Genomic DNA, 22,654 nt, shown 5'->3' with positions numbered 1-22,654 from the left:
GTGAATTATCAAAGTGCAACAACACCGGCAGATTGTTTTCAGCGGCATAGCGGAAAATCCTGCGCACTTTTGCGAGATGCTCCGGCACCCTCAAGTAAATCTGCGAGGCATTTCCGTGCAGCTTGATTCCATCCAGGCCAAGCTCGCGATGGCAACGAACAACTTCCTCCATGGCATACTCCGCCAGCGGATCAATGCCAAAATAGGCCTTGATATTGTTCTGGTATTTCGCCTTCTGCCCGGCCAGGTAGTCATTCTCTGCCTGCAAGAGCAGGCGGGCGTTTTCCGTTACACCCAATTCTTCGGTACTGTACAAATATCCCATTGCAACCAAATGGATGAAATTGCCGTCCTGCGGCTTAATTCCCAGGCGATTCATGATCGTATCAACGTTGGAATAGTATTCATCGCGCCGCGAAAAAGTTGCACCTGCATTCTTCCACGCTTGGATCAACCGCGGACTGAGAACATGAACGTGATAATCGGAAACAGATGTTTCCATAACCTCCGTGCGCCCCGCACCGGTTAGGCTATTGCTGTTCGACTCATACGCGGCTTCCTCGCCGTTTTTGTTCTCGGAATAGATAAGAACTGCAGCGACGACAACAACAAGAGCCGTGAGCGTTACGGTAATGCCTGTTTTCATTTTCATTCATTCTCCCGCGTCTCTTTTGCCGTTGTAATATGGCTATGCACGCACCGCCATGTGCCGTTGTGTTTGACAAAGACATCGGTCGTCCATTCGTCAGAGCTGAACGGCTGACCTTTATAGTGGCCGTTGCTTCGGACACGTCCGGTTAATACCGCCGTATCTCCGTACAGTTGCGCCGCAAGAATCTCTCCCCTGAAGTATTCATGCGTCAAATCTCCGGAGGCGACCACCGATAGGAATTGTTCCCTGGTCGTCACGCCGCGCTCCGAGACGATGACCCAATCCTCCGCCATAAATCGGCCAATCGCCTTTACGTCGTTGGAAACAATGGCTTGATCCCAGGCCGCGGACACCGCTTTCAGTGTTTGAATTTCGTCAGGATTGTTATCGGGCATGTGTCGCTCCTTCGAATATTTTCTGCAAAAAGTTTAAAACTTCCTCATTCATTTCGAGATGGAACTCTTCGCGGTCGAAGCCTTCCGGATCCTTAGCGGCGTCGCCAACTCTGCTTTGCATCGTTTCGGGAAACGGGCTGAGGAAAGAATAATGTCCGGCATTTTTGACGACTCGATGCGTGAGCTGCGAGCGTTCAGGAAGGCCATCGCGCAACACTGCAATCGTCTCTTGCGGCATATAATCTTTCTCGGCCACGAGCAGCAAAACCGGAACATGAACATTGCGCAATGCGCCTTCAGACATAAACAGGCTCACATCCGGCGCGAAGAGCACGAGGGCTTTAACACGATGATCAGCGGTCACTGTAATAGGCTGTGACGCGATGCCATTTTTTCGCAAGAGAGTAATCCAATACGGCTCATCTGCTTGCGCCGTTTTTTGGCAAAGCGCAACGAGAGCTTGCGTATGCGGTGCGCCGCCCGCAAGCGCCAACGCGGTGTAGCCGCCAACGGAATGGCCGATGACGGCAACGTTCTCGAAGTCGAGATGCGATTTAAATTTTTCATGGGAGAAAATTTCATCAATCGCCATACGGATATGCCGTGGCCGGTAAATCATGTTCTGAATGGTGTATTGCAATTCATTGTTGTGGCGATTATTAAACGGATGCTCGGGCATGCACACGACAAATCCATTCATGGCCAAATGCCTGCCGAGCGTGCGATGCGTCAAATTCGAGCCGCCAGAGCCGTGCGAAATCATGACGAGCGGAAAGCGGCCCTCTGCAACCGGCGCGTTCATCGCGACCTCAAGAGTGAACGGTCCGAACGTGACAGAGGTTGAAGCCGCGTTTGTAGGATACATCAAAAGCATTGGGAAAGTCAGATCATGCTCTTGATCGCGCACGTCCGCTTTGCAGCAGCCTACAAATTTGCTTTTTGCAATCTCCATCAATGCTCGACCTTCTTCATGCTCATGTAATGCTCCCGCTGTTTTTTATAAAGCCGTTCGATGGCGTAACGCAGCGCCGTGCGCGGCATGGTGACGGTGTATTTATCCAAAAAGTTCAAGAGTCTTTGGCGATCTTTTTGCCGGCTTCGCGCAGCTATCTGCCAACGGCCTTATGAATTAAATCTTTCTAAGCTCCTCCGGCGAACGCAGAGCCTCTAATTTTTTCACAAACTCTTTTGCGCTGATAAAAGTCCACGCAACGGTTATGCTTTTCTTTCTCATGTTCGCCATTTCGCATCTTCCTTGAGACTTTCTTTCACGCGAAACGCGGTGATCTTGCGGATGAGAGCGAGGGGCAGCGGCTTGTCCAGCGGGAATTGGATCGAGGCGCTGGCCGTTTTAAATCTCGAGAGCTCTTTCGCAAAGGCTTTCACCGCAGAGGGCGTGGGATAGAAGCCGATATGATGCTTGAAAGCTTTGAAGGTGACCAGTATTCTTCGATAAGAGAAAGCTGGCATTCCCCACTTCAAGCCTTCCTCCGCGCCGGGTGCGGCTTTGCGAATACACGCCAGCATCTCACGTAGTTTCTTCTGCGTCTCTTTGGGCGCGGCATCAATGTATTCGACAATGTTTGCCGGTTGTGCTTTTTTTGAAGCCATGTTGTTTCAAAAAGTTAGTGTTCGATCACTTCTGTTTCAGCTTGGCCTGCGCTTCATTCTCTGCGACTCTCGCTTTGACAATTTTTTTGACGAGCGCCGCCGGCAGCGGATGCTCGGCCGTGAAATGAATCGTGGTTCCGGATGTATCAAACTCTTCAAGCTCGCCTTTGAATTTTTCCAAAACCGTTTTGCTCACTGCAATGAAACTGCAATAACTCTCGCGTGCGACGAAATGGACTAACGGACCGTGATACTTGTATGTCGGGATTTGATAGCTAATCACTTCGTCGGCCTTCGGCGCTGCAGTTTTAATGGCCTCGCGCAAATTTTCGAGAACCGTCCGCAACTCTCTCGGCGCAGACGCAAGATAAGCATCGACGTCTTTGGCGGGCGCACGCTTTGTGATTGAAGCAGCTTTTTTCATAATTGTTTTTCTTGCTTTCGCAGAAGCTAAGGTTTCCAATTCCCATCCGCGGAACCGTCTGGGCTGGCTAAAACCACTGTGTAGCCGTCAAGATCGAGCAGCCATAATTCCCAGTGGTTCGGGCCGCCGTTGCCGTCGGGAGGATTGCGGTGACGGGTCATGACAATCTCGGCGTTCATTTCTTCGGCGCGGGCAACGGCTGCGTCGAAATCGTCGATCTCAAACCAGAGCAGCACGCCGTTGCCGTAGGGCTTCAGATCGGGATTTCCGATGGGGCCATGATGATGCTCCACGTCCCAGTGGTGCAGTTGCAAGACCAGCTTGCCCTGCGAAACCAGCCGTTCATACTCGGCGCCGCCATGCGCGCTCTGGCAACCAAGCAGGCGCTGATACCAGCGACTGCTCGATTCAACATCATGCACACAAATGAGTGGTTGTGGGTTCATACGAACTCCCATTTTTTTGAAGAACATATCAACGTTCTTCTTCATCATCCCTTCGGCATCTTGCTCATGTCCATGTGCAACACATTCCAGCGATGGCCATCCAAATCGGTGAAACCGCAGCCGTACATCCAGCCCTGATGTTCGTCAGGCTCGCCGAAAACCGTACCACCTGCCTTTGCCGCCTTCTTGGCCAATTCATCGACTTCCGCTCTGCTCTCTGCGTCGATTGAAAGTAGGACTTCGGTGCCTTTTTGGGTATCGGCAATTTCATTGCGTGTAAAGCCTTTGAAAGCGGATTCCGCAAAAAGCATGACGACAATATTTTTTGTGCCGACGAGGAAGCTCGCCGATTCAGCGCTGTTGCCATAATGCGGATTCAAAGTAAATCCAAGCTTGGTGAAAAACTCTCTTGATTTATTCACGTCTTTCACCGGCAGGTTGATCCAAAGCTCTTTGGTCATAGCGATTTCCCTTTTTAAAATTAGATGACAGAAAAATAAGGCGCACGATCCGAAGCTTCATTGTCCGAGCTGCGCCAGATAGCGATCCAATTTGGCATAGGCCTCTTTCGAGCTGGTGGCTACTCCAGGGAAATCTTCATCGCGCTCCTGTTGCGAGGAGTAGCGGAGCGTCTGCTTGAAGATGGTCTTTTCGTCCGCTTCTTCCAGAGATGTCATCACCAGTACCTTGAGCGGCGAAAAGTCATAGGTTTCCGTGTAAGCGAATCGATGTGGCGGATCAACAGCCTCGAATATGCCACGCACTTCGATCTTACGCCCGTTCGGGCGCTCGAACACATAACGGAGACGCCCGCCGACGCGAAGGTCGAACTCGCAACTCACGAGCGTCATGGCTGCTGGCCTCATCCACGCGCGAACGTGCTCGGCTTTTGTGATAGCGGCAAAAATCGTTTCGCGGGAAGCGGCAAACGTCTGTGTGAGCAAAATCTCGGTGTCGAAAGGTTTCGTTGCCTGCATGGTACTTTCCTGTTTCACGGTTAGAGGACGGTCATGCTGTGCCGAGGCTTCCGAAATGGACCAATCGTTCCGGCTGCACCCCATTGAGAGCAGAAGCACAGCAACTTGCACGATACTTGCGAACTTCATAAGTAATCCCTCGTTCACGGCGCCGTTTTTTTGTAATGAAGCGCAATAGCTCCGGAACTGAATTTTTTCGACCCGACGAGTTTCAACCGAAGGCGCTCTTTGAGACCATCAGCCTCAAACAGGCGGGGCCCCTTTCCCGCAACAACCGGGTGAACCACAAAGTGATACTCGTCAATCATGCCGAGTTGAGTTAAATGCGAGGCGATACTCAAGCCGCCAATGGAAATATCTTTACCCGGCTGACCTTTCAATTTCAGAAGCTCTTCTTCAATGTTTGCGCGGGAGAGTGTCGTGTTCTTCATTTCAACGCTTTTGAGCGTCTTGGAAAAAACGACCTTGTTGATTGCATCAATCGTCCGCGCGAACTCATTTGTCGTTTTTGTCTCCGACTGATTTTCCGCAACGGTATGCCAGTACGGAAACATCAGTTGATATGTTTTTCGCCCAAAGAGTTCGATATCCGCGTTGCGGAGCAGCTCGGTGAAAAACTCGTGTAGCTCTTCATCTGCAATCATATCCTCGTGGCCGAAGTAACCGTCAACCGTCATGTTGATTGCGAAGACTGTGTTTCTCATGTTTCAGTTCCTTTTGACTTGGTGCTGTTTAGTTAATGCGAGGTCTCAAGCCCATATCGTATTGCCGCTTCGAGTATATCAACGTTTATATCTTTCAGCGTTTTGAACTTAATGCAATACCCGGTCACGCTCGCCTTGCCGAGTTTTTTTCCATACGTCTTCGCTAAGCATGTCTTATCTTTAATACCAAGGATATAGACGGAGATTCCGGTTTTGTTTGCACTCATACCGATTTGATAAAACTCTCTAGTTTTTCCATCAGCATATTTTATAGTGTGAAGTCCATATCCTATATTAGGATTAGAAACAGTTTTATTTTCACTGTTTTTGCCATCCAAGAACCATAATTTACATGCTGGCATTACTTGCAGAATGAGGCGATGCAACGCTTGCATGTCGCTGCGTTTTGGCTCAGGTTGGCTTGCAATATACTTTTTGATTTGTTCTTGTATGTTCATATTGATTCTCCTTTCCATGACTGCATTTGTATTAGGTCGTTCAGCAGGTGCGAATTTCGACAGCACGTTATCCTTCTGCTCGCATCTTCTTCTGTCGTGCAAGCTCCGCTTCCGTCGGCGTTTCGAGTGCCGTCGAGCCTTTTATTATTGCTTTTGCGGCTTCGCATCGAGAAAGTCGTTCACCATCGGGACGATTGTTGTCATGCGGTTCATCAGCGTAACGTGTGTTGTGTTGGGCAAAATAGCCAGTCTCGATTCCGGGTGCGGTCGCATGTCGCCGTGAATCTCGCCGCCCTTGAGGCGGTACATTTCCGCGATGTGATCGAGCCGTACACCGTCAGCGTCGCCGTGGATGAAAAACATCGGGGCTTTAGTGGCCTTGAGGTTGTCGGCGCCGAAGTCGTACGGTTTCAAAGCCGACGCGACTACGTGCTTGACGAAGTTCGGGAACTCGTCCGGCGTCGGGCTCAGTTTCTTGTATTCGGTTTCGAGGGGCGAGCCCTTGAATGCCTCGGCCGTGATCTGCGGGAACGCGTCGAGTCCTTCCTTGACCCAGCCGTCGTGGCGGAACACGGCCGAAATGCTGACAACCTTGCGCACTTTTTCCGGATGGCGGATCGCACACTGCATCGCGACACCGCCGCCCATGCTGTACCCGATGAGGTCCGCGCTTGGTATTTTGAGATGATCAAGCAGCGCAGCCACATCGTCGGCGAGGTTTTCATCACTGAAATCGCGTTTGATGTCGGCTGTGCGCCCGTGGCCCTGCATTTCGATAGCAATCACTTTCCGCGTTTTGGAAAGTTCGCCGATCCACTCGGTCCAATTGAGTGAAATTGTCATGAACGCGCCGTGGAGCAACACCACAGGATCGCCGTTTCCGTGGATTTCGTAGTACATTTTGAGTCCGTTGACCGACGCGTAGCCCGTAGTTGGTTTTTCCTGCGCCGATACGACAGACGACAGGAACATCGTCAGGATAAAAGCTGTTGTCTTCATGTTTGATCCTTAATGGTTATTTTAGCGCGAGCATTGAAGATGCCGCGCTGCATAGTGATTATTGGACGGCAACGTGAATTTGTTCAAGTTTTCTGCCGGTTTGTAGATCAATATCGCCGCGCCGTTTTTGGCAATCATTGAATCCGCGAGCTGCAAATGTTTTCCCTCGTTTGGCAAATGGATTCTTCGGTCTCGCGGCTAATCCGGAATTTCCGCCTCGACGAGTTTCGCTAACAGCGTCAGCGATTCCTGCCAGCCGAGATAGCAAGCCTCAGCGGGAATCACTGCCGGAACGCCTTCCTGCACGATGTTCAACTCGGTTCCGCAGGATACCTTCTTCAACGTGATGGTCGTCTGCATTTCTCCGGGCAGATTCGGATCGTCGAATCTGTCCGTGTAGCGGAGGCGTTCGTGGGGCACAAGTTCGAGATACTCGCCGCCGAAGGAGTGGCTCTTGCCGGTGGTGAAGTTTGTGAACGACATCTTATAGGTGCCGCCGGCTTTGGCGTCTGCGTGATGCACTTTGCCCGTGAAGCCGTTTGGCGGAAGCCATTTGGTCATGGCGTCCGCATCGAGGAATGCTCGATAGATTTTCTCAGGTGTTGCACGCAGCACGCGATGAAGTCGAATTGTGTTGGTGGTCATGATTACTTCTCCTTTCGGTGGATCGGATTTGATCGGCATAACACTGATGATTGGACTGCGCCTGCAATCATTTCAAGCTCTCCGCCAATTTATCGAGACACTGCTCCAAACCAAGTTTGGACATCTCGCGCATTTCGCCCAGCGTCCAGCCGTACTCGATTGCGGTCAGTTCCGTTTTGCCGTCGACATTCTTGAAAGCCAAGAGAGAGGGAATCTCTTCGGGAAAATCCGCAGGCATGCCAAGCGTCGTCGGATTGATTTTGTTGCCGTCCTTGTCGGACAAGCCTTGCGTGAACTCAATAAGCTCCGCCGGCACGATCTTCTTGTACACGCCGGCGGTATAGAAATCCGCGTTGTTCATTTCTTGGGGCGCGCGCATATGAAAGATAAATTTACCGCCTTCGCGAAAATCGATTTTGCACGAAGGCGAAGTAAATCCGGTCGGCCCCCACCATTTCATCACTTGCTCCGGCACGGTCCACGCCTTCCAAACAGCTTCGAGCGGCGCATCGAAAATTCGTGTGAGCACGATGTCTTGCTTGCCCGCTTCCGCGAGGGTTTTCAAATTGGCCAAGCCGGTTTCGAAATCCTTCCCGACATAGGTGTCCATGTTGACGAAGATGCTCATGACTTTCCCAATGAATTGATTGGGACCCTGCATCACCCACGTGATTTTCGTGGTCTCGCCTTCGGGCGTTAACGAGAACTCTGAAGTGCTCTGCGCTTCAAACGGCTCGGTGAAACTCAGCTTGATGGTGAGCTTCGAAGCGGGAGAAGATTCCAGAATCTCCATACGCCCTGCGCCGACCTCGCTGTTGCCTTTCCACTCATAAACCGCGCCCGTTCCAACTGCTGCGCCGCTATACATTCTTTGCAGCGCGGGATCTAACTTCTCCCACGGCGACCAATTGCCCCAACTGCGAAAATCGTGAAGCTGCGCAAAGATCGTTTCCGGCGCGGCTTTGATGCTCGCGCTGCGCTCGATGCGAAATGTGTCCGGCTTGGTCGCGGCATAGCCGAGCAGCGCGACAATGAGCACCGCGAGACCGATGAGAATCTTTTTCAACATAATAACTCCTCTCCGTATTGATTTGAGATTATCGCACCACTTCAAAAACTATTTTGTCGATAAGCATTCTGCGTTTCATTTCAAACAAGCGATCCATTGCCGCACGATCTTCTCGAAGGCAGTTTTGTTCGCCTTAATTGCTTTCATGTCGCGGAACTTCACTGCGGCTCGGTCTTTCGCAAGCCATTCCAACAAGCCGTTGGGGTCGCTAATCGCAAGGGCGGCGGTGCTGTTGTCCTTCACCTTTGCGCCCAAGTGGTGAAAATTTTATCGACTCTGTCCGGCCTGCTTTTGCATCTCCTCGAATCCCGCCGCGGCTTTTTGAACATCAGCCGGGAAGTCATCGAACTCTTGTACCCGGCGAATCTCGATCACTTCGTTATCCGAACCGGGGCAGCGTTTGGCCCACTCAATTGCTTCTTCTTTCGACTTCACTTCAATTATCCAGTAGCCGCCAAGCACTTCTTTCGACTCGATGAAAGGCCCATCGGTCACCATAGGTTTGCCTCCGGCGAACGAGACGCGCGCCCCCATCGAAGGCGGATGCAGGCCTTCGAGGCTGCGCAGCACGCCAGCGTTTTGCAGTTCTTCGTTGTACTTCATCATTGCTTCGACGGCTTTGGCGTCGGGCATCGTGCCCGGCGCCGCCGTCTCATATCCCTTGGGGATCATCAGCATCATGAATCGCATGGGTGTTTCTCCTTTAAATTTTTGTTGAGAGAAAGCCGAAGCATTCTACCGCTGCAAACAAAAAAGAATTCAATGATAGAAAAACGGAGGCCAGAAAAATTTATGTGGAATGCACACTGTTCGAAAGATGCGGTTTTTATTTTCCTGCCATACATTTTTGTGTCATTGCTTTTGAACATTGCGCCGCCGCTCGCTCTCGGCCACAATTGCACTCATGTCTTCAATCGGCCGAATCTCAAACGGCCCGGCTTTCACGCCGGGATGCTTCGACATCAACTGAATGGCGTGGTTCAAATCTCGCGCTTCGAGTACGAGGAGACCGCCCAACTGCTCTTTCGTTTCGGCGAACGGGCCGTCGGTGACCGTCACCTTGTTGTTCCGCCAACGCAGAGTGGTGGCATTACGAGCGCTTTGCAGCGCCTCCCCTCCGACAAAGTGGCCGTTCTTGCGCAACTCATCGTCGTAGGCAAAGCATTCGTCCATAAAAGCGTTCTGCTCGCTTTCGGACATGGTTTCCCATTTTTTCTCATCATAGTAGCCAAGGCAGAGGTATTTCATAGCTTCCTCCGAAAGATGGTGAAAAAGGCGCTCGTTGTTTACACCATCTAGTCGTTCGGCGAGGCTTGAAATCGACAGCACGCACTATTTTTCTTCCACAATCTGCCGGCCTGCTTGGCGCACGTCGTCAAGCAGGATTTCCATATCGCGCTTGGTCGTGCGATAGTTCAGCACGCAGCCGCGTAGGGCAAAGCGGCCAGCGATGCCGGCATTGGAAAGATACGAGCTTCCGCCGCGCTGCACTGCGGTGAGAATGCGTTCATTCAAAGCATTCAGCTTTTGGTCGATGGCGTCGCGCTCTCCGCCGCTTGCAATCGCATAAGCCGTTTTCAGCGCGGGCGGCGCGTATCTGAAACAAAAGATCGACAACTCGACGGGCGCCAGCATCTCGAAGTCATCCGCTTGCGCTGCGAGTTGCGCGAAATATTCGGCGCATTGGCAATTGCGCTCGATGGCCTCGCCCAATGCTTCGGCGCCCACGTGCGCCAACATCATCCAAACTTTCAACGCGCGGAACCGGCGCGTCAACTCGGGACCGTAATCCCAAAACGCAAAAGCTTCATCGGAGGCAAGCGCCATAACGCGAATATACTCCGCTTCGTGCCCGAACGTGGCGCGCGCCCGGCCGGGATCGCGATACAGAACACAGCCACAATCCCCGGGCACGTACAGCCATTTGTGCGGATCGAGCGCAACGGAATCCGCACGCTCGATCCCACGAAACAAAACGCGCTTGGAAGGTGCCAACGCAGCAAAGCCTCCGTAACAAGCATCAACATGAAACCACAAGCCATATTGCGCCGCTACTTCGGCAATTTCATCGAGCGCATCACACGCGCCGGTGTTGACCGTGCCGGCATTCGCCACCACGCAAAACGGCAAGTGACCCTCAGCGAGATCGTCTTCGATCAGTTTCGCCAACGCGCGCAGGTCCATTTGAAAACGCGAATTGACTGCAACCTGTCGCACGTTGTCGCGGCCAATGCCGAGCAATCCCGCCGCTTTGCTGATCGAGTGATGGCCTTCTGCTGAAATATAAACTCGCATCGCGCGTGCGAGAGTCTGGCAGCCCTGCGAAGTAACCGGATGCGGCGCTTTGGCATCGCGCGCCACAGCCAATGCGCAGAGATGTGCCATCGATCCGCCGCTGAGAAATAAACCCTCGGCTGCGGGCGCGTAACCGATAATTTGTTTGATCCAATCAATCGTTTGGCGTTCGATCTCAGCCGCGCCGGGCGCGGAACGCCAGGAGGTGAGACTCGGATTCAGCGTTGAGGCAAGCAGATCGGCGAGAGCCGTTGCGGCCGTGCCGGGCGAAGCGATATAACCGAAAAAACGCGGGTGGCCGTTGTGCCGGCTGGCAGCAAAAATTTTTTGGTTGATAAATTCGAGCAACGTGTCGAAATGTTTTCCGGCAACGGGAAACTCCAGAGCGAGTTGTTCACGCACTGCCGCGCTGGTGGTGTTGGGAGCGAGCGTTACCTGCGGAAGCGCGCTATAGTAATCGGCGATCATTTGAATCGCAGCGCGGCCCATTTCCAAAATTTGCTCGCGCGAAGGATTCAATGACGAGGGTGCGGAGGTTTCATCGAGCGCAGAGTGCATGCGATCGTCTTGTGGATTCATTTCTTAATTTAGAGCGAATGCCATTGCTTTTTGGATTTCGCGTCTTAGTCGTTCGGTGAGGGTGGAAATCGACAGCGGCATGGTTGCAGGGCATGCACAAAACATTACCCTCCTCTTCTCACGGCGTTTAGGCATAGCGTTTATCTTCCTTCAGGCCGGCTTCAATTGGCCGTACTTCGATGCTTCCCAAGCGCGCCGAGGGCCATCTCGAGGCGACTTGAATGGCCTCGTTCATGTCAATTGCCTCGATCAAAAAGAACCCGCCGAGCGTTTCTTTGGTTTCGGCAAAGGGTCCGTCGGTGATGGAAATCTTGCCGTTGCGCACACGCACCGTCGCAGCCGTGCGAACACTTTGCAAGGGTTCGGCGGCAATGAGATAGCCGCCTTTCTTAAGCTCATCGACATAGTTCAGCGTCTCCGCCCTCAGGGCGGTCCACTCGCTTTGCGAGAGCGCATCGAGCTTGCTCTCCTCTTCATAAGCCATGCACAGGTATTTCATGATTTCCTTTTTCATGGTCAAGCGTTAAGGGAACATAATTATGGCTTTCCTATATCTCAAACCGCGAATTCGCGCTCATTCGCGGTTCAGGGCAATCCCGGAATCTCCACCACCGGCCGGACTTCGACAGTGCCTTTGAGCGCCATGGGAATCCGTGCGGCAATGCCGATGGCCTCATCGAGATTTTTTGCATCAATCAAGAAATAGCCGCCGAGCTGCTCGCGCGTCTCCGCAAACGGGCCGTCGGTCACCAGCCGCTTGCCCTGGCGCAGGCGCACGCTGGTTGCAGCCGCGGTGGGATGCAGCGGATTGGCGGCCACATACTGGCCGTTGGCATCAAGCTCATGCGCAAGTTGCGCAGACTCGCCGAAGCATTGTTCGCGCTCGGCTTCGCTCAAGGTCTGTTCATCATAGTAGATCAGGAGCATGTATTTCATGTTGGCGTCTCCATTCGTAAAAACAAAAAAACTAGGTAAAATCCCAATAAATCGCTACCCTGATTTGCAGACAAGCTGCAAATCAAAGCTTCTGCGAAGCAACAAAAAACTATTCGGTGAAACTCGGTGTCTTCGGCGATAAAGCTTTTCCACCGAAATGCACAGAAGTCAATGAGCATCGCCGAAAAAACCTTTGGCAGGATGATTTATCGGCAGAATTATTTCAAATCGTTCTGCCGACAAATTATCCTGCCATAAGCTTTCAGAATTTTATTCTAACTTTGAAAAGCTAATCGCATAACGGGCAAGTCGGACTTTCAAACACAGCAGTCCGACTTCGCTCGCTTTCTTGTCCGTTAATTTGGGTTAACGGCATTACCTCTCGGGCGCTTCATCCACCAAACGCCGCAGCCGCGCGCTTAGCCATCTCCTCCGGCGTCAAATCTTCGATGTGACTCGCGATGGACCAGTGATGGCCAAACGGATCGACAAGCTTCCCATAGCGATCGCCCCAAAACGCGTTATCCAGAGGCATAAGCTCTTTCGCGCCGGCATTGAGCGCGCGGTTCCAAACTGCATCCGCGTCTTCAACATAAAGATGAATCGTAACCGCGGAACCGTTGAGCGCCAGCGGTGAGACCACGCCCCACTCCGGAAATTCGTCATTCACAAAAATAATCGAATCGCCAATTTGCAGTTCCGCATGCATAATCGACTTGCCGTCCGGCCCGGGCGCGCGAGAATGCTCTTTGGCGCCAAAGGCGTTTTTGTAAAATTGGATCGCGGCGTGGGCGTCGCGTACGATCAGGTGTGGCGTGACGGTGTGAAATCCTTGAGGAACGGGTTTTACTTTTTCAACCATTGCTTTCTCCTTTCTTTGGTGGAATGATTGGAGGAACTTGCCAATCGCTTCGAAATGAATACCTCTGCTCGTTATCGTGAATCAGTAGCATATCCTTCATGCCTCGGTCTCCATTTGATATTGTTCCGAAAATGGGTTAGTCGGGCCTCGACAAGCTCGATTTGGACAAGCTCGGCCTCCGCAAGCTCAGACTCAGCCGGTTGCGCTCGCGCGCAAGGGTGGAACGGCTCGGACAATCGATAGCCGTTCAGTGAATTCCCCAACCGGCCAGCAGTTTTGTAGATAAAATCAGCGGCAGGCAGGCTGCGGCCGGTGTTTGAAGAAAATTTTTGATACGGAGTTTTGCCAACCTCGATGAGCTGCGCCGGCAAATAGAAGACAACAGTTTCCACCACGCCGATTCCTTCGCAATACTCCGTTTGCCGTTCCGGTTGCGCTTGATAAAAATCGCCGAGCCAATTGTAGGCCGATTCCGTCATCAAAACATATTCCTGTGCAGGCACAGAATTTTTCAACAGGCGATGCGCCAGGATCACATCCATGCCGAAGAGTTTATCGAAACCATGAATATGCTCCAGCGCAACCTCGCCAGCATGAATAACGACTTTAAGCCGCAAATCTCGCGCATTTCGCGCGCAGGGATATAAAGTGCAAAGCCGGTGCAAGGCTTGATAAAAAGAACGAAAGAAGCCCTTCACCTGTTTTTTGACGGCAGCCAGTTCAGCTCTGCTATCGCCATTTTCAGGGCAAAGCGCATAGAAGAATGCCGCATCCCCTTCCACTTCTGCCAATTTCAGCGGCGGCGCAGCAGCCGAAATAACCGCCCGCAGCAACTCCACCACCACCAGCATGGCATGGTCGCCGGCGTTCGCATGCGACTTCATGAACTGGGTGAATCCGCTAATATCGGCGATTACCAATAATGCTTTGTGAGTAGAAGGGCGCATGATTTTTCTCTCTAAGATTTTGAAAAACATACACTCACTACAATTTTTATCACGCTGGGGGAGTTAATATAAAAACACCTTGTGACAACATTATGTCACAACTTTTAGCCATTCGTACTGGCTGATTTTGCTTAATAGTCGTTCGAGGGAGGGAAAAATCGACAGGGGGTTGGCTGGCAATGGCAGTTTCTTGGGGCAGGTAGTAGATGGACTGAGAATCATGCAGCCCTCGTTCATCAACTTGAAACTTGGACTGATAGTTAAATCGATTTTCAAGTCAAATTCTGGCTCGTTGCTCCGAGCTTCTTTGATATGCACTTCAAAGCAACTTGCTAGCAAAAGGATATTCCATTCGAAGTCAAACAAAACTCAGGTGCTAAGAAATATGCGTTCACCTCTTCTTAAATTTTCAGGATCGCCGCTATTCAAGGCCGTATATTTGAACAATGACTTTATTTTCATGTCATTTGATCTCCGGGCAAATCTTCTTGACCGACAATTTATGTTTCTTCAGTTTGCAGGTAATCGGTAAATTTCGTCTAGCAAGCAAGTTCTTGTTTCTATTGTCTCACACACTCAACTCCCCCGATACGTCGAATACCCAAACGGACTCAGCAACAGCGGAACATGATAATGCTGTTCGGTGTTTTTCACTTCAAAAATGATGGCGGCAAAGGGATAAAAACTCTCGATGCCCAGGCCGCTGAAGTAATCGCCGGTTTCAAAGGTGAGACGATACACGCCCGCAACTAGCGGCGTGTTTGCCGGCATCAAATCACTGATGCGGCCGTCGTCATTCGTCGTGCCGCACGCGAGTTCCTGCCACTCGTCGAACTCCGTGCGCTGCGCTAACGTCACAATAACCCCGGCTGCGGGTCGGCCTTGCGAGAGATCAAGTACATGAGTTGTGATGGGACTTTTCATGGTTGCTCTTCCGATTGCGGATTGATGATTGCGAATTGCGGAATTGCCCGGTCAAAACATTCACTGCTTGGAGAAAGGTGATCAACTCGATTTGTTGCCAGTAACAAAAAGAAAATAACCTACGACCAACACCATAACCCGAACGAGCCGGAATCAAACAAGGCAACCGCGAATAAGCGCGAATGAAAATATTAGCTTTCATTAGCGTTGATTTGCGGTTTAGAAATGTTTGCTCAAAAAGCCAGATTTAACTCTAAAGAATCTACTATCTACCACCCACGAGCCTCACGCCTTTTGCCGCGCTTTCAAAATTTTCACAAATGATTTGCCGCGAATCTCTTCCAACGTCAAGCCGGTGGCCAGCGCTTCCTCTTCAGTAATTGCGCCGCAGTTGAGGCCGCGCAGAAAGAAATTCAACAAGCCCTGCCCGGTGGCGGCATCGTCAAACACCGCGCCGAGCAGCGTGGCTTGCGCTGCTTTTTCCACAAACGTTTTGAGTCGCGCTGAGGCGGCAGCCAATCCTTCCAAAAAGAAATTGTACACTGCTGCATATCGAATGGGAATTTGCGAGGGATGCAAATCCCAGCCTTGATAAAAGCCGTGTTTGAGCGAATGCTCGATGTGGCGATAACCCAAACGCCAAGCCGCATGCACCGCCGCCTGATTCTCGCGTTGCTGCGCCTCGGTTAACGTGCTGCCGGCTGCTGCGCGATGCGGCCCGACAGGCATGACATTGGTTGCGCCGTCAGACAACCAAATGCCGGTGCCGCCCAGGGCCACTGTCATCATGTGTCGCGCAAAATCACAGGAGGCGTGATCCATACTTTGATAAAGCGCGGTGATGTTGCACGCCGCGGTGTAATCATAAACGCCAAAATGCGCGGCCACGCAACGGCCTTCTGCCGCGGCCACGAACGCCGGTAAACTGCACACACCGCGAGAGTTGATCATCGCTTGCGTGGTTTCCACCATAATTTCGAGCTTGAGCGCGCCGGCCGGCAGGCCGTTGGCCGCTTCGAGCCATTGCAGCGCGCGCACCAACGCAGACACCTGCTCCGCTACGGTAATCTTCGGCAATGTCACAACGAAATTATCCGGCAGCCTCCCTCCTGCTTTTGAGAGCAACGTCGTGATGAACAAATCCAGCGTGCGTAGGCTGCGGTTTCTCAGTTCTTCCGTAAGCGGCTTGATGCGAATGCCGATAAATGGCGGTAATGTCGCCGCGCGCATGCCGGCAGCCATTTCTTCCGCAGCGGCAACCGCGTGGCCGTCTTCTTCGGCGTTCGGGCGATTGCCATAGCCGTCTTCAAAATCAATGCGCAAATCTTCCACGGCCTCGCGCTTGAGTTTTTCCAGCACGCGCGCATAAACGGTGTAGGCCAGCCACGCTGCGGCGTTCTTTTGTCGCACAGCCTCGGGGGCTTGCTGAAGCTGTTGTTGCAGGTTTTTTGTTTCAATTTGACTCTCGGGCAATTTTTCGGCGCCGGTGAGTCCGAGAATTTTGGCAAAGCTCGCAAAGTCCGGGGCATACTCCTGCAACGTGCGCAAAGCCACCATGCCCAGCTTGGGCGCGGCATCAGCCTTGAATAATTGCGCGCCGCCATAAACCGTGTGCACCGGCTGGCGCACACCGGACTCGCCAGGGTAGTGTTTGGTAAATGCCTCGTTGGCTTGTTGCAATTCACCGAAAATCGCCGGCAAAGACTCCGGCGTGAGGGAAGTTTTCATGGTATAAGGAACCTTGGTTTTTGATGATGGCTGATTTGGCTCTCTTGACCAATCGAGAGCAGAATCCATACTTTAAAATTTCACTCGTACACTGTTGCCTCGAAGAAGTACATTCATTCTCACCCTGTCATCCTGCAAGGATCTTGTGAAGTTGCAAACAGAGTATCAAGTGCTTCACAGGATTCCTTCCATGACAACGTAGGTCATTCATTCAATTGAAGGTGATCGCGGGTTAGACCGCCAAAAGCTTTTCCAGTCGAATTTTGGTGATCTTAGCTTGCTCCGCTGCCGCGATTTTCACTTCAAGCTCCGGATCATTCGGCAAACGTTGTTGCAACAACGCCAACATCTCGCCTGCGCTTTTGCCGGTGGCGCAAACGATGAAGATAAATCCGAACTTTTTTTCGTAAGCTTCGTTGCCGTCTGCCAGCGCATGAAGAATGTCTTCTGCAGCGCCTGCCACGCCCGCTTGCTCGCCCTCCGACCATTGCCGCGTGCTCGTGAATTTCGCACGCAGGCTGGTTAAATCGCCGATTTTGGGATGATGCGAAAATGCTTCGCGCCAATCCTGCGGCGCAAGGCTTTGCCAAATCTCTTCAGCAACAGCAAAAAGCTCGGCTTCACTGTTAAACGGCCGGCGCTGTGCCATCATCTCTGCCCAGCGCGTCGCGCCGCAGCAGCGGAGAAGCTCGGCAAGAGCAGAGGCATCAGCAAGGTTGTTAAAATATGCTAAAGTCATTTACTCTCGCTGCAAGTTGTCCGCAGAAAACGCAATCCGGAACCACAAGGCATGAGGCGACACACAAAGCTTACGGCATGCTGAATGCCAAAATGCGCGTCGAATATAAATTGCGGCGGCGGCAAAGTCAAATCGCCATGGCCACGCGACAATGCAATGCTTCGAAAAACTTTCATGCGGGAGGTTGAAAGATCGGAGAGGTAGATTCATTGGAATCGAGCGCCCGCGGAAAAAGCAGGCTATACCCGGTCAAATTTCAATAAAGCACATGCCGAAGTCAAAAAGAGTAACGCACTCCCATTGACGGGCCGCGGCGGCGCGGCAGAACTTCAAACATGAATTTTGAGGACAACGCGTTTTTCTCCGGATGGGGATAGAGCAGATAGCTCACCAGCGTGCCGCTCACCGCGCCCACCAAAACGTCGCTGAGATAGTGTTTGTTGTCGTGAATGCGGGAAAAGCCGACATAAGCCGCCCAGCCGTAGGCAACGCTGAACGAGACGGCCTTCCATTGCGTTGGCGACAGCAGCGGCAGGTCGCGGCCTTGCCGAACTTGGCCGTCGATAAAATCGCGTGTTTCCAGATAAAGAAAAGTCGAGGCGGTAAAAACGGTGGAGGTGTGGCCGGAGAAGAAGGACTGCGTATCCGAGCCATCCGGACGGTAGCGGTTGAAATTGTGTTTGGCGAGATGAGTAACGACGGTGTTAAAATAAAACGCCTGTTGAAAGCGGAACAGCTTAGCATAGCTCGAGGGTGAGTAATCGTGTCCGGTAAGCGCATCGAGCACAATCATTCCTGCCAGGCGGGCGCGCACGGCTAAGGCTTGATAGTAGCCGGGGCTAAGCGATCCCAACGACGCCCTGCCGTCGCGGCGCGACCACTCTTCGGCAATCTCATGGTCGAAAGCCAGCGGCGGCATGGGTAAACCACGGCCGGCCTTCTGGCGTTCGGTCAGCAGGCTTGCAGCAAACACCGGAAGCTGCCATGTGTTGACGCTTGCTCGTGCGCCTGCAATGAGATTTTTGTAGAAGGGTACGTTTTGCGTTTCGTTGGTGATGAAATGATCAGCCGGGGTTGCTGGTATTGAAATTTTTTGTTGTTGCGGAAGCTGGGCAAGGGCCGAAGGAGCGGGAAGCGCGCACGTCGAGGCAAGAATTATCAGCACTGTGATGGAATTTCTCATGTGATCTCACGATTGCATGAAACGTTTGTTGCTACGCGACTGAACCTGTTGCCGCCCGATTATGAACATGTGAGTTTTCCAGTTCTTCATACAACTTTTCTCCGGCCTCGCATGCTTCATTCTCCGGCGAAACCCGGTTCAAGCGCAAATCATTGCCCACCACAGCGTTGCTAAAATAACGGGCATTCTTAATGAATCTCCGCGAAAATTCCAAGAAAAACTTTTTTTGCTCACCGCCCTCTGGTGCGCTGATTATCCCTTGCATGAAAGGCAAAAACTTTGGAAATTGTGATCAACTTGTAACATGTTCATCACAGAGAGAAAAACAGTGAAGATAAAATCGACGAATCATATGGTCAGAGCCGGCGTTGCCTCGATCGTGCCGGCAATTTTTTTTATCTTTCCCGCCTTGAGCATGGTGCAGTCCAAGACCAGCATCTCCGGCTGGCTGCGGGTCGGCGCGGAGTATACCTACAACGAAACCTACAGCGAATCGTTTTATCGCGCCAAAGTGCAATTCGAAACCAAGCTTGACGATACGTTTGATACTCAAGTCGATATCCGCGGAGAATCCGACACCCACGAAATGGAATTGCGCGAGGCCTTTCTCACCGCCGATCTTGGCAAAGCCATCGATTTGGAATTCGGGCACAACAAAAAACGCTTTGGCTACGAGTTTCAGAAATCAAAAGAAAAATTGAAAACCGTAGACCGGACGCTGCTGTATCAATATCTCGAGCCTCTCGGCTTGGTCGGGCGTGAATTGAATCTGCGCTATCATCGCAAAGCAAGGCCGGAGGTGCGCCGGGTCGGCCTCTCCGCCAGCCTCGGTTACAACGAAGCCAACGATTTCTCGTTGATTGGACATCTCACGCGGCTGAACACGCTGGGCAGCTTTGCGCTGGGCGGAAGCGGCACGGTTAAACTCGACAAGATTCAGGATGGCACCCAGACCGTGTGGAGCACGGCGTTGGAAATGGTGCGCGACGCGGATGCGCATCATGTCGAAATCGAAGGCGTTCTCGGTGTGGATCCGCTTGCTTCGGAAGTCGAGAAAAAAGTCGGCGGCGGCAAGGCTGTTCACTTCCTCGGCAGCAAAATGCTTTATGCGCATCGCATGAAAACCTCGAGCCGACTGTTCAAAGCCGTTGAGCCGGTGCTGGTCGCGAGTTTTCTGGCGCGCGATCTTGATGCGATTGGCCGGAATACGATTTCGACGCTGGCCGGCTTGAATGTCTACATCGCCCAAAATGCCAGGATCAGCATGAATGTCGATCTCCAACTCACCAGCATGCCCACGGATTATAGCGAACGCAGTTCAGTGGGCAGTAACGGCATCCTGCAAATGGAGTTGCAATGGTGAGCGTGAACGTAAAAATTTTCAGCCTGCTGACGGCTTGTGTTGTAATCGCGCTGCAAGGCTGCTCCAAAATCCTCGAGCCGGAAGAGGCGAACAGCTTTGGCTTGAAAAAAGTTGAATTGCAACTGACCAGCGAGGATTTTGGCACGCTCAACAGCAATGTGTTCGCGCGGCTGCAAGTGCCGGGCGATCTCAAGCTCGAAGGGAAACGCTGGAATGTCAAAGTGCGTTATTCCGGCCAGACCTCGATCAACAATACCAAGAAATCAGTGACATTTGAATTTCCGGAAAACCAGCGCTATCGCGACCATCGTTATTATGGGTTAAGCGCGCAATTCGGCGATCCCACGGGACTCAATCCGATCGTCGGGTTTTATGCCTTTGCGCAGGCAGGCCTAGCAACGCCCAACGTTGAGCCGGCGGCGTTTTATGTGAACGGCGAGTACTGGGGACTCTATTTCCTGATCGAGCCGATCGATGAGGATTTTTTCGCTCGGCGCGGCCAGCGTTTGGGCTCGTTTTATGAAGCCACGCGCGCGCATGCGTATTTATCGTTTGCCGGGGGCTATGATGTGCGGCTGGGTTTTGAAAACAAGGGCGAGCGCGAAGGCTATTTCGGCGATTTGGAAGAGATGATTCGGGTTCTCAACGAGTCGAGCCCGGAAGAAATGCCGGCGCGCCTGCAGCCGTTGCTGGACGTGGAAAACTGTTTGCGCTATCTGGCTGTCTCCGTGCTTTTTCACAACTCTGACGGCTACCTCAACAACTATCGTTTGCATAAGAATAATCCGGAAGATCCGTTTCAGATCATTCCGTGGGATTTAGATCATCTGCTTGAAATTCATCCCACGCGCAGCACAATCTTTGGCGAAAAAAAATTCAGCGAAAACCTGCTCAAAGCAAGAGTTCATCGTCAGCGCTATCGGGACATACTGCTCGAGTTGATGGACGAGACCTTGCGCGTGGAACGGCTGGATGAGATTCTCGATGAAACGACGGCGCAAATCGCCGCAGCGTTGGCACAGGATCGCTTCCGCGGCGGAGATGCCTTTGCCTATGCGGCGCAACGCAAAGAAAGGATTCGCCAGTGGTATGCCAAGATTCGCGAAGATTTGGTGTTGTTGGGGTGAATCAACGCGGAGCCGCAAACCCACTATTCTCTGCCGCCTGCCGTTTCACTTTCTTCTCTGACTGTCGCCAGAATCATAGCACGAACCGATTAATGAAAAAGTATATCGTCTTCTCTCTCCTGCTGCTCGCCGCTTGCAAAGGCAAATCACCTGTCGATCCGCCGCCCGATCCCGATCAACCCAAATTCAAAGTGACGGATTTCTCCGCGCCCGAAGCGTGCGCGAGCTGCCATCCCAATCATTATGAAGAATGGCGTACTTCAATGCACGCTTACGCGTTTGTCGATCCGGTGTTCTTTGCGATGAATGCCGCCGGTCAACAGAAAACCGGCGGCCAACTCGATCAATTCTGCACCAAATGCCACAGCCCGATTGCGAGCTTGACGGGCGAAACGCCGCCGTTCTTTGATCCCGCCAGCCTCTCGCCGATTTCAAAGCAAGGCGTGAGTTGCGATGTTTGCCACACCATCACCAAAATCAACGAACCGCGAAATGCGGAAATTGAGTTAAAACCCGGCCGCACGAAATATGGCTCGCTGGCGAATCCTGCGCCCAACCCTTTTCATGATTCGCAATTCAATGCCCTGTTTGACCGCTCGGAATTTTGCGGCGGTTGCCATGAAGTCCAAAATCCGCTCGGCACAAATGTCGAAGAAACGTTCAGCGAATGGAACGCCGCCGCGCTGGCCGGCATGTCGTTCGATTGCCAGGATTGCCACATGCCGACTTACGCCGGCGAGGCCGCCGTCGGCGGGCCGCAGCGCGCTGAGGTGCATCGCCATTACTTCGTTGGCGTTGATGTGCCGTTGGTGGATTTCCCCGGCGCGGATATTCAGCGCCGTGAATCCGAAAAATTGCTGCAAAATTCTGCGACCATGACAGTGACCAGTGCCACCGCCGTTTCAGCCGGCGACACGTTGCGCGTGCACGTGAGTATTCTCAACAATAAAACCGGCCATCATCTGCCCTCCGGCGTCACTGCGGAACGGCAAATGTGGATCGCCCTCCGCGCGCGCGATCAAAACAACAATGTGTTGTATGAAAGCGGCCAGCTCGACGCCAACAGCGATTTGATGGATCATCACAGCGAGCTAAATCCCAATGCCGATCGCGATCTCACAATTTTTCGCCAACGCATGTTCGGCGTTGACGGCAATGAAGTTTTATTTTTCTTCGAGGCCAAGACCGTCGAGAACAACATGATTCCATTTTTGGCGACGAAAACAGTGACTTACAAAATTCCCGTGCCCGTAAATTTAAGTGGAACGCTATCGCTGGAAGTTGCTCTCAAATTTCGGAGCTTGCCACCGTATTTTCTGCGCGAGCTGGGTTTGGGCCACTTGGTTGCGAAAGTGCCGATTGTCGACATGGCGCAAGAGAGTAGGCAGATAAGTATTACGCCATAGGCATTCCAACAGCCCCCAAAGCCGTTGCCTGGTACAACGTTAAGTTGACACAAACATCGAGATGTCATTTGAAAGAATCCTGTGAACTGAATTTTGCATGCTGAGATATGACAAGAAAGAATCGATAATCGTCTTAAACAAACCGCGAAGCGGTGGAATGTTTATAGTGAAATTCGTCCCACCAC

26 protein-coding genes and 2 pseudogenes are annotated in these 22,654 nt (G+C 52.2%); 3 read left to right on the top strand and 25 right to left on the bottom strand.

Features of this window, described 5'->3' with window-relative positions:
• From FBQ85_08310 to FBQ85_08190, 25 genes and pseudogenes are all read right to left on the bottom strand, one after another.
• Positions 1–652: hypothetical protein (locus FBQ85_08310; GenBank protein ID MDL1875159.1), on the bottom strand; the 652-nt coding region annotated here is incomplete at its 3' end.
• The gene (locus FBQ85_08305; protein ID MDL1875158.1) at positions 649–1,047 is read right to left on the bottom strand and encodes a nuclear transport factor 2 family protein; all 399 of its coding nucleotides are present in this window, start codon (positions 1,045–1,047) and stop codon (positions 649–651) included. The genes FBQ85_08310 and FBQ85_08305, both read right to left, overlap by 4 nt.
• On the bottom strand, positions 1,037–1,999 hold the full coding sequence (locus FBQ85_08300) for an alpha/beta hydrolase (GenBank protein MDL1875157.1): 963 nt from the start codon (positions 1,997–1,999) through the stop codon (positions 1,037–1,039). Before FBQ85_08300 ends, FBQ85_08305 begins: the two co-directional genes overlap by 11 nt.
• Positions 1,999–2,177, bottom strand: a pseudogene (locus FBQ85_08295) (DNA alkylation repair protein). The gene FBQ85_08300 and the pseudogene FBQ85_08295 overlap by 1 nt, the downstream one beginning before the upstream one ends.
• A 100-nt stretch (positions 2,178–2,277) precedes the next feature.
• Complete coding sequence (locus FBQ85_08290) at positions 2,278–2,658, bottom strand: DUF1801 domain-containing protein (protein ID MDL1875156.1); 381 nt, start codon at positions 2,656–2,658, stop codon at positions 2,278–2,280.
• Between the two features lie 25 nt (positions 2,659–2,683).
• Complete coding sequence (locus FBQ85_08285; GenBank protein ID MDL1875155.1) at positions 2,684–3,082, bottom strand: hypothetical protein; 399 nt, start codon at positions 3,080–3,082, stop codon at positions 2,684–2,686.
• 26 nt (positions 3,083–3,108) lie between these two features.
• Positions 3,109–3,528, bottom strand: coding sequence for a VOC family protein (locus FBQ85_08280; protein MDL1875154.1), 420 nt, complete (start codon positions 3,526–3,528; stop codon positions 3,109–3,111).
• A gap of 44 nt (positions 3,529–3,572) precedes the next feature.
• The gene (locus tag FBQ85_08275; protein MDL1875153.1) at positions 3,573–3,989 is read right to left on the bottom strand and encodes an extradiol dioxygenase; all 417 of its coding nucleotides are present in this window, start codon (positions 3,987–3,989) and stop codon (positions 3,573–3,575) included.
• Between the two features lie 57 nt (positions 3,990–4,046).
• Positions 4,047–4,634, bottom strand: coding sequence for a hypothetical protein (locus FBQ85_08270; protein ID MDL1875152.1), 588 nt, complete (start codon positions 4,632–4,634; stop codon positions 4,047–4,049).
• 14 nt (positions 4,635–4,648) lie between these two features.
• Positions 4,649–5,209 carry a dihydrofolate reductase gene (locus tag FBQ85_08265; protein ID MDL1875151.1) on the bottom strand — a complete coding sequence of 187 codons (561 nt, stop codon included), beginning with the start codon at positions 5,207–5,209 and terminating at the stop codon, positions 4,649–4,651.
• 32 nt (positions 5,210–5,241) lie between these two features.
• A complete protein-coding gene (locus FBQ85_08260) occupies positions 5,242–5,667 on the bottom strand; it encodes a DUF1801 domain-containing protein (GenBank protein ID MDL1875150.1) in 426 nt (141 codons plus the stop codon).
• A gap of 144 nt (positions 5,668–5,811) precedes the next feature.
• A complete protein-coding gene (locus FBQ85_08255; GenBank protein MDL1875149.1) occupies positions 5,812–6,666 on the bottom strand; it encodes an alpha/beta hydrolase in 855 nt (284 codons plus the stop codon).
• A gap of 198 nt (positions 6,667–6,864) precedes the next feature.
• Entirely contained in the window at positions 6,865–7,311 is a 447-nt protein-coding gene (locus tag FBQ85_08250; protein ID MDL1875148.1) for a polyketide cyclase, read from the bottom strand.
• 547 nt (positions 7,312–7,858) lie between these two features.
• Positions 7,859–8,380 (bottom strand): annotated as a pseudogene (locus FBQ85_08245) (polyketide cyclase).
• 267 nt (positions 8,381–8,647) lie between these two features.
• A complete protein-coding gene (locus FBQ85_08240) occupies positions 8,648–9,070 on the bottom strand; it encodes a YciI family protein (GenBank protein MDL1875147.1) in 423 nt (140 codons plus the stop codon).
• Between the two features lie 162 nt (positions 9,071–9,232).
• The gene (locus FBQ85_08235) at positions 9,233–9,628 is read right to left on the bottom strand and encodes a YciI family protein (protein ID MDL1875146.1); all 396 of its coding nucleotides are present in this window, start codon (positions 9,626–9,628) and stop codon (positions 9,233–9,235) included.
• 84 nt (positions 9,629–9,712) lie between these two features.
• Entirely contained in the window at positions 9,713–11,254 is a 1,542-nt protein-coding gene (locus FBQ85_08230) for a hypothetical protein (protein MDL1875145.1), read from the bottom strand.
• 127 nt (positions 11,255–11,381) lie between these two features.
• Positions 11,382–11,753 carry a YciI family protein gene (locus tag FBQ85_08225; GenBank protein MDL1875144.1) on the bottom strand — a complete coding sequence of 124 codons (372 nt, stop codon included), beginning with the start codon at positions 11,751–11,753 and terminating at the stop codon, positions 11,382–11,384.
• An 86-nt stretch (positions 11,754–11,839) separates the two neighbouring features.
• Entirely contained in the window at positions 11,840–12,190 is a 351-nt protein-coding gene (locus tag FBQ85_08220; protein ID MDL1875143.1) for a YciI family protein, read from the bottom strand.
• Positions 12,191–12,581: 391 nt separating this feature from the next.
• Positions 12,582–13,052: a VOC family protein gene (locus tag FBQ85_08215; GenBank protein MDL1875142.1), complete on the bottom strand. Its 471-nt coding sequence runs from the start codon at positions 13,050–13,052 to the stop codon at positions 12,582–12,584.
• Between the two features lie 71 nt (positions 13,053–13,123).
• Positions 13,124–14,029, bottom strand: coding sequence for a DUF2652 domain-containing protein (locus tag FBQ85_08210; GenBank protein ID MDL1875141.1), 906 nt, complete (start codon positions 14,027–14,029; stop codon positions 13,124–13,126).
• Between the two features lie 546 nt (positions 14,030–14,575).
• Entirely contained in the window at positions 14,576–14,923 is a 348-nt protein-coding gene (gene uraH / locus FBQ85_08205) for a hydroxyisourate hydrolase (GenBank protein ID MDL1875140.1), read from the bottom strand.
• Positions 14,924–15,208: 285 nt separating this feature from the next.
• Positions 15,209–16,651 (bottom strand): phosphoenolpyruvate kinase, encoded by a 1,443-nt coding sequence (locus FBQ85_08200; protein MDL1875139.1) that lies wholly within the window; start codon positions 16,649–16,651, stop codon positions 15,209–15,211.
• A 232-nt stretch (positions 16,652–16,883) separates the two neighbouring features.
• Complete coding sequence (uraD, locus tag FBQ85_08195) at positions 16,884–17,390, bottom strand: 2-oxo-4-hydroxy-4-carboxy-5-ureidoimidazoline decarboxylase (protein MDL1875138.1); 507 nt, start codon at positions 17,388–17,390, stop codon at positions 16,884–16,886.
• A gap of 277 nt (positions 17,391–17,667) precedes the next feature.
• Complete coding sequence (locus FBQ85_08190; protein MDL1875137.1) at positions 17,668–18,573, bottom strand: phosphatase PAP2 family protein; 906 nt, start codon at positions 18,571–18,573, stop codon at positions 17,668–17,670.
• Positions 18,574–18,901: 328 nt separating this feature from the next.
• On the opposite strand from FBQ85_08190, the gene FBQ85_08185 reads away from it, so the two are divergent.
• From FBQ85_08185 to FBQ85_08175, 3 genes are all read left to right on the top strand, one after another.
• Entirely contained in the window at positions 18,902–19,936 is a 1,035-nt protein-coding gene (locus FBQ85_08185) for a hypothetical protein (protein ID MDL1875136.1), read from the top strand.
• A complete protein-coding gene (locus FBQ85_08180; GenBank protein ID MDL1875135.1) occupies positions 19,930–21,063 on the top strand; it encodes a hypothetical protein in 1,134 nt (377 codons plus the stop codon). Before FBQ85_08185 ends, FBQ85_08180 begins: the two co-directional genes overlap by 7 nt.
• A 92-nt stretch (positions 21,064–21,155) precedes the next feature.
• Entirely contained in the window at positions 21,156–22,469 is a 1,314-nt protein-coding gene (locus FBQ85_08175) for a hypothetical protein (protein MDL1875134.1), read from the top strand.
• Positions 22,470–22,654: the final 185 nt, after the last annotated feature.

This window comes from Cytophagia bacterium CHB2 (assembly GCA_030263535.1).
Lineage (GTDB): Bacteria > Zhuqueibacterota > Zhuqueibacteria > Zhuqueibacterales > Zhuqueibacteraceae > Coneutiohabitans.
This window is presented reverse-complemented; position numbering and strand designations above follow the sequence as displayed.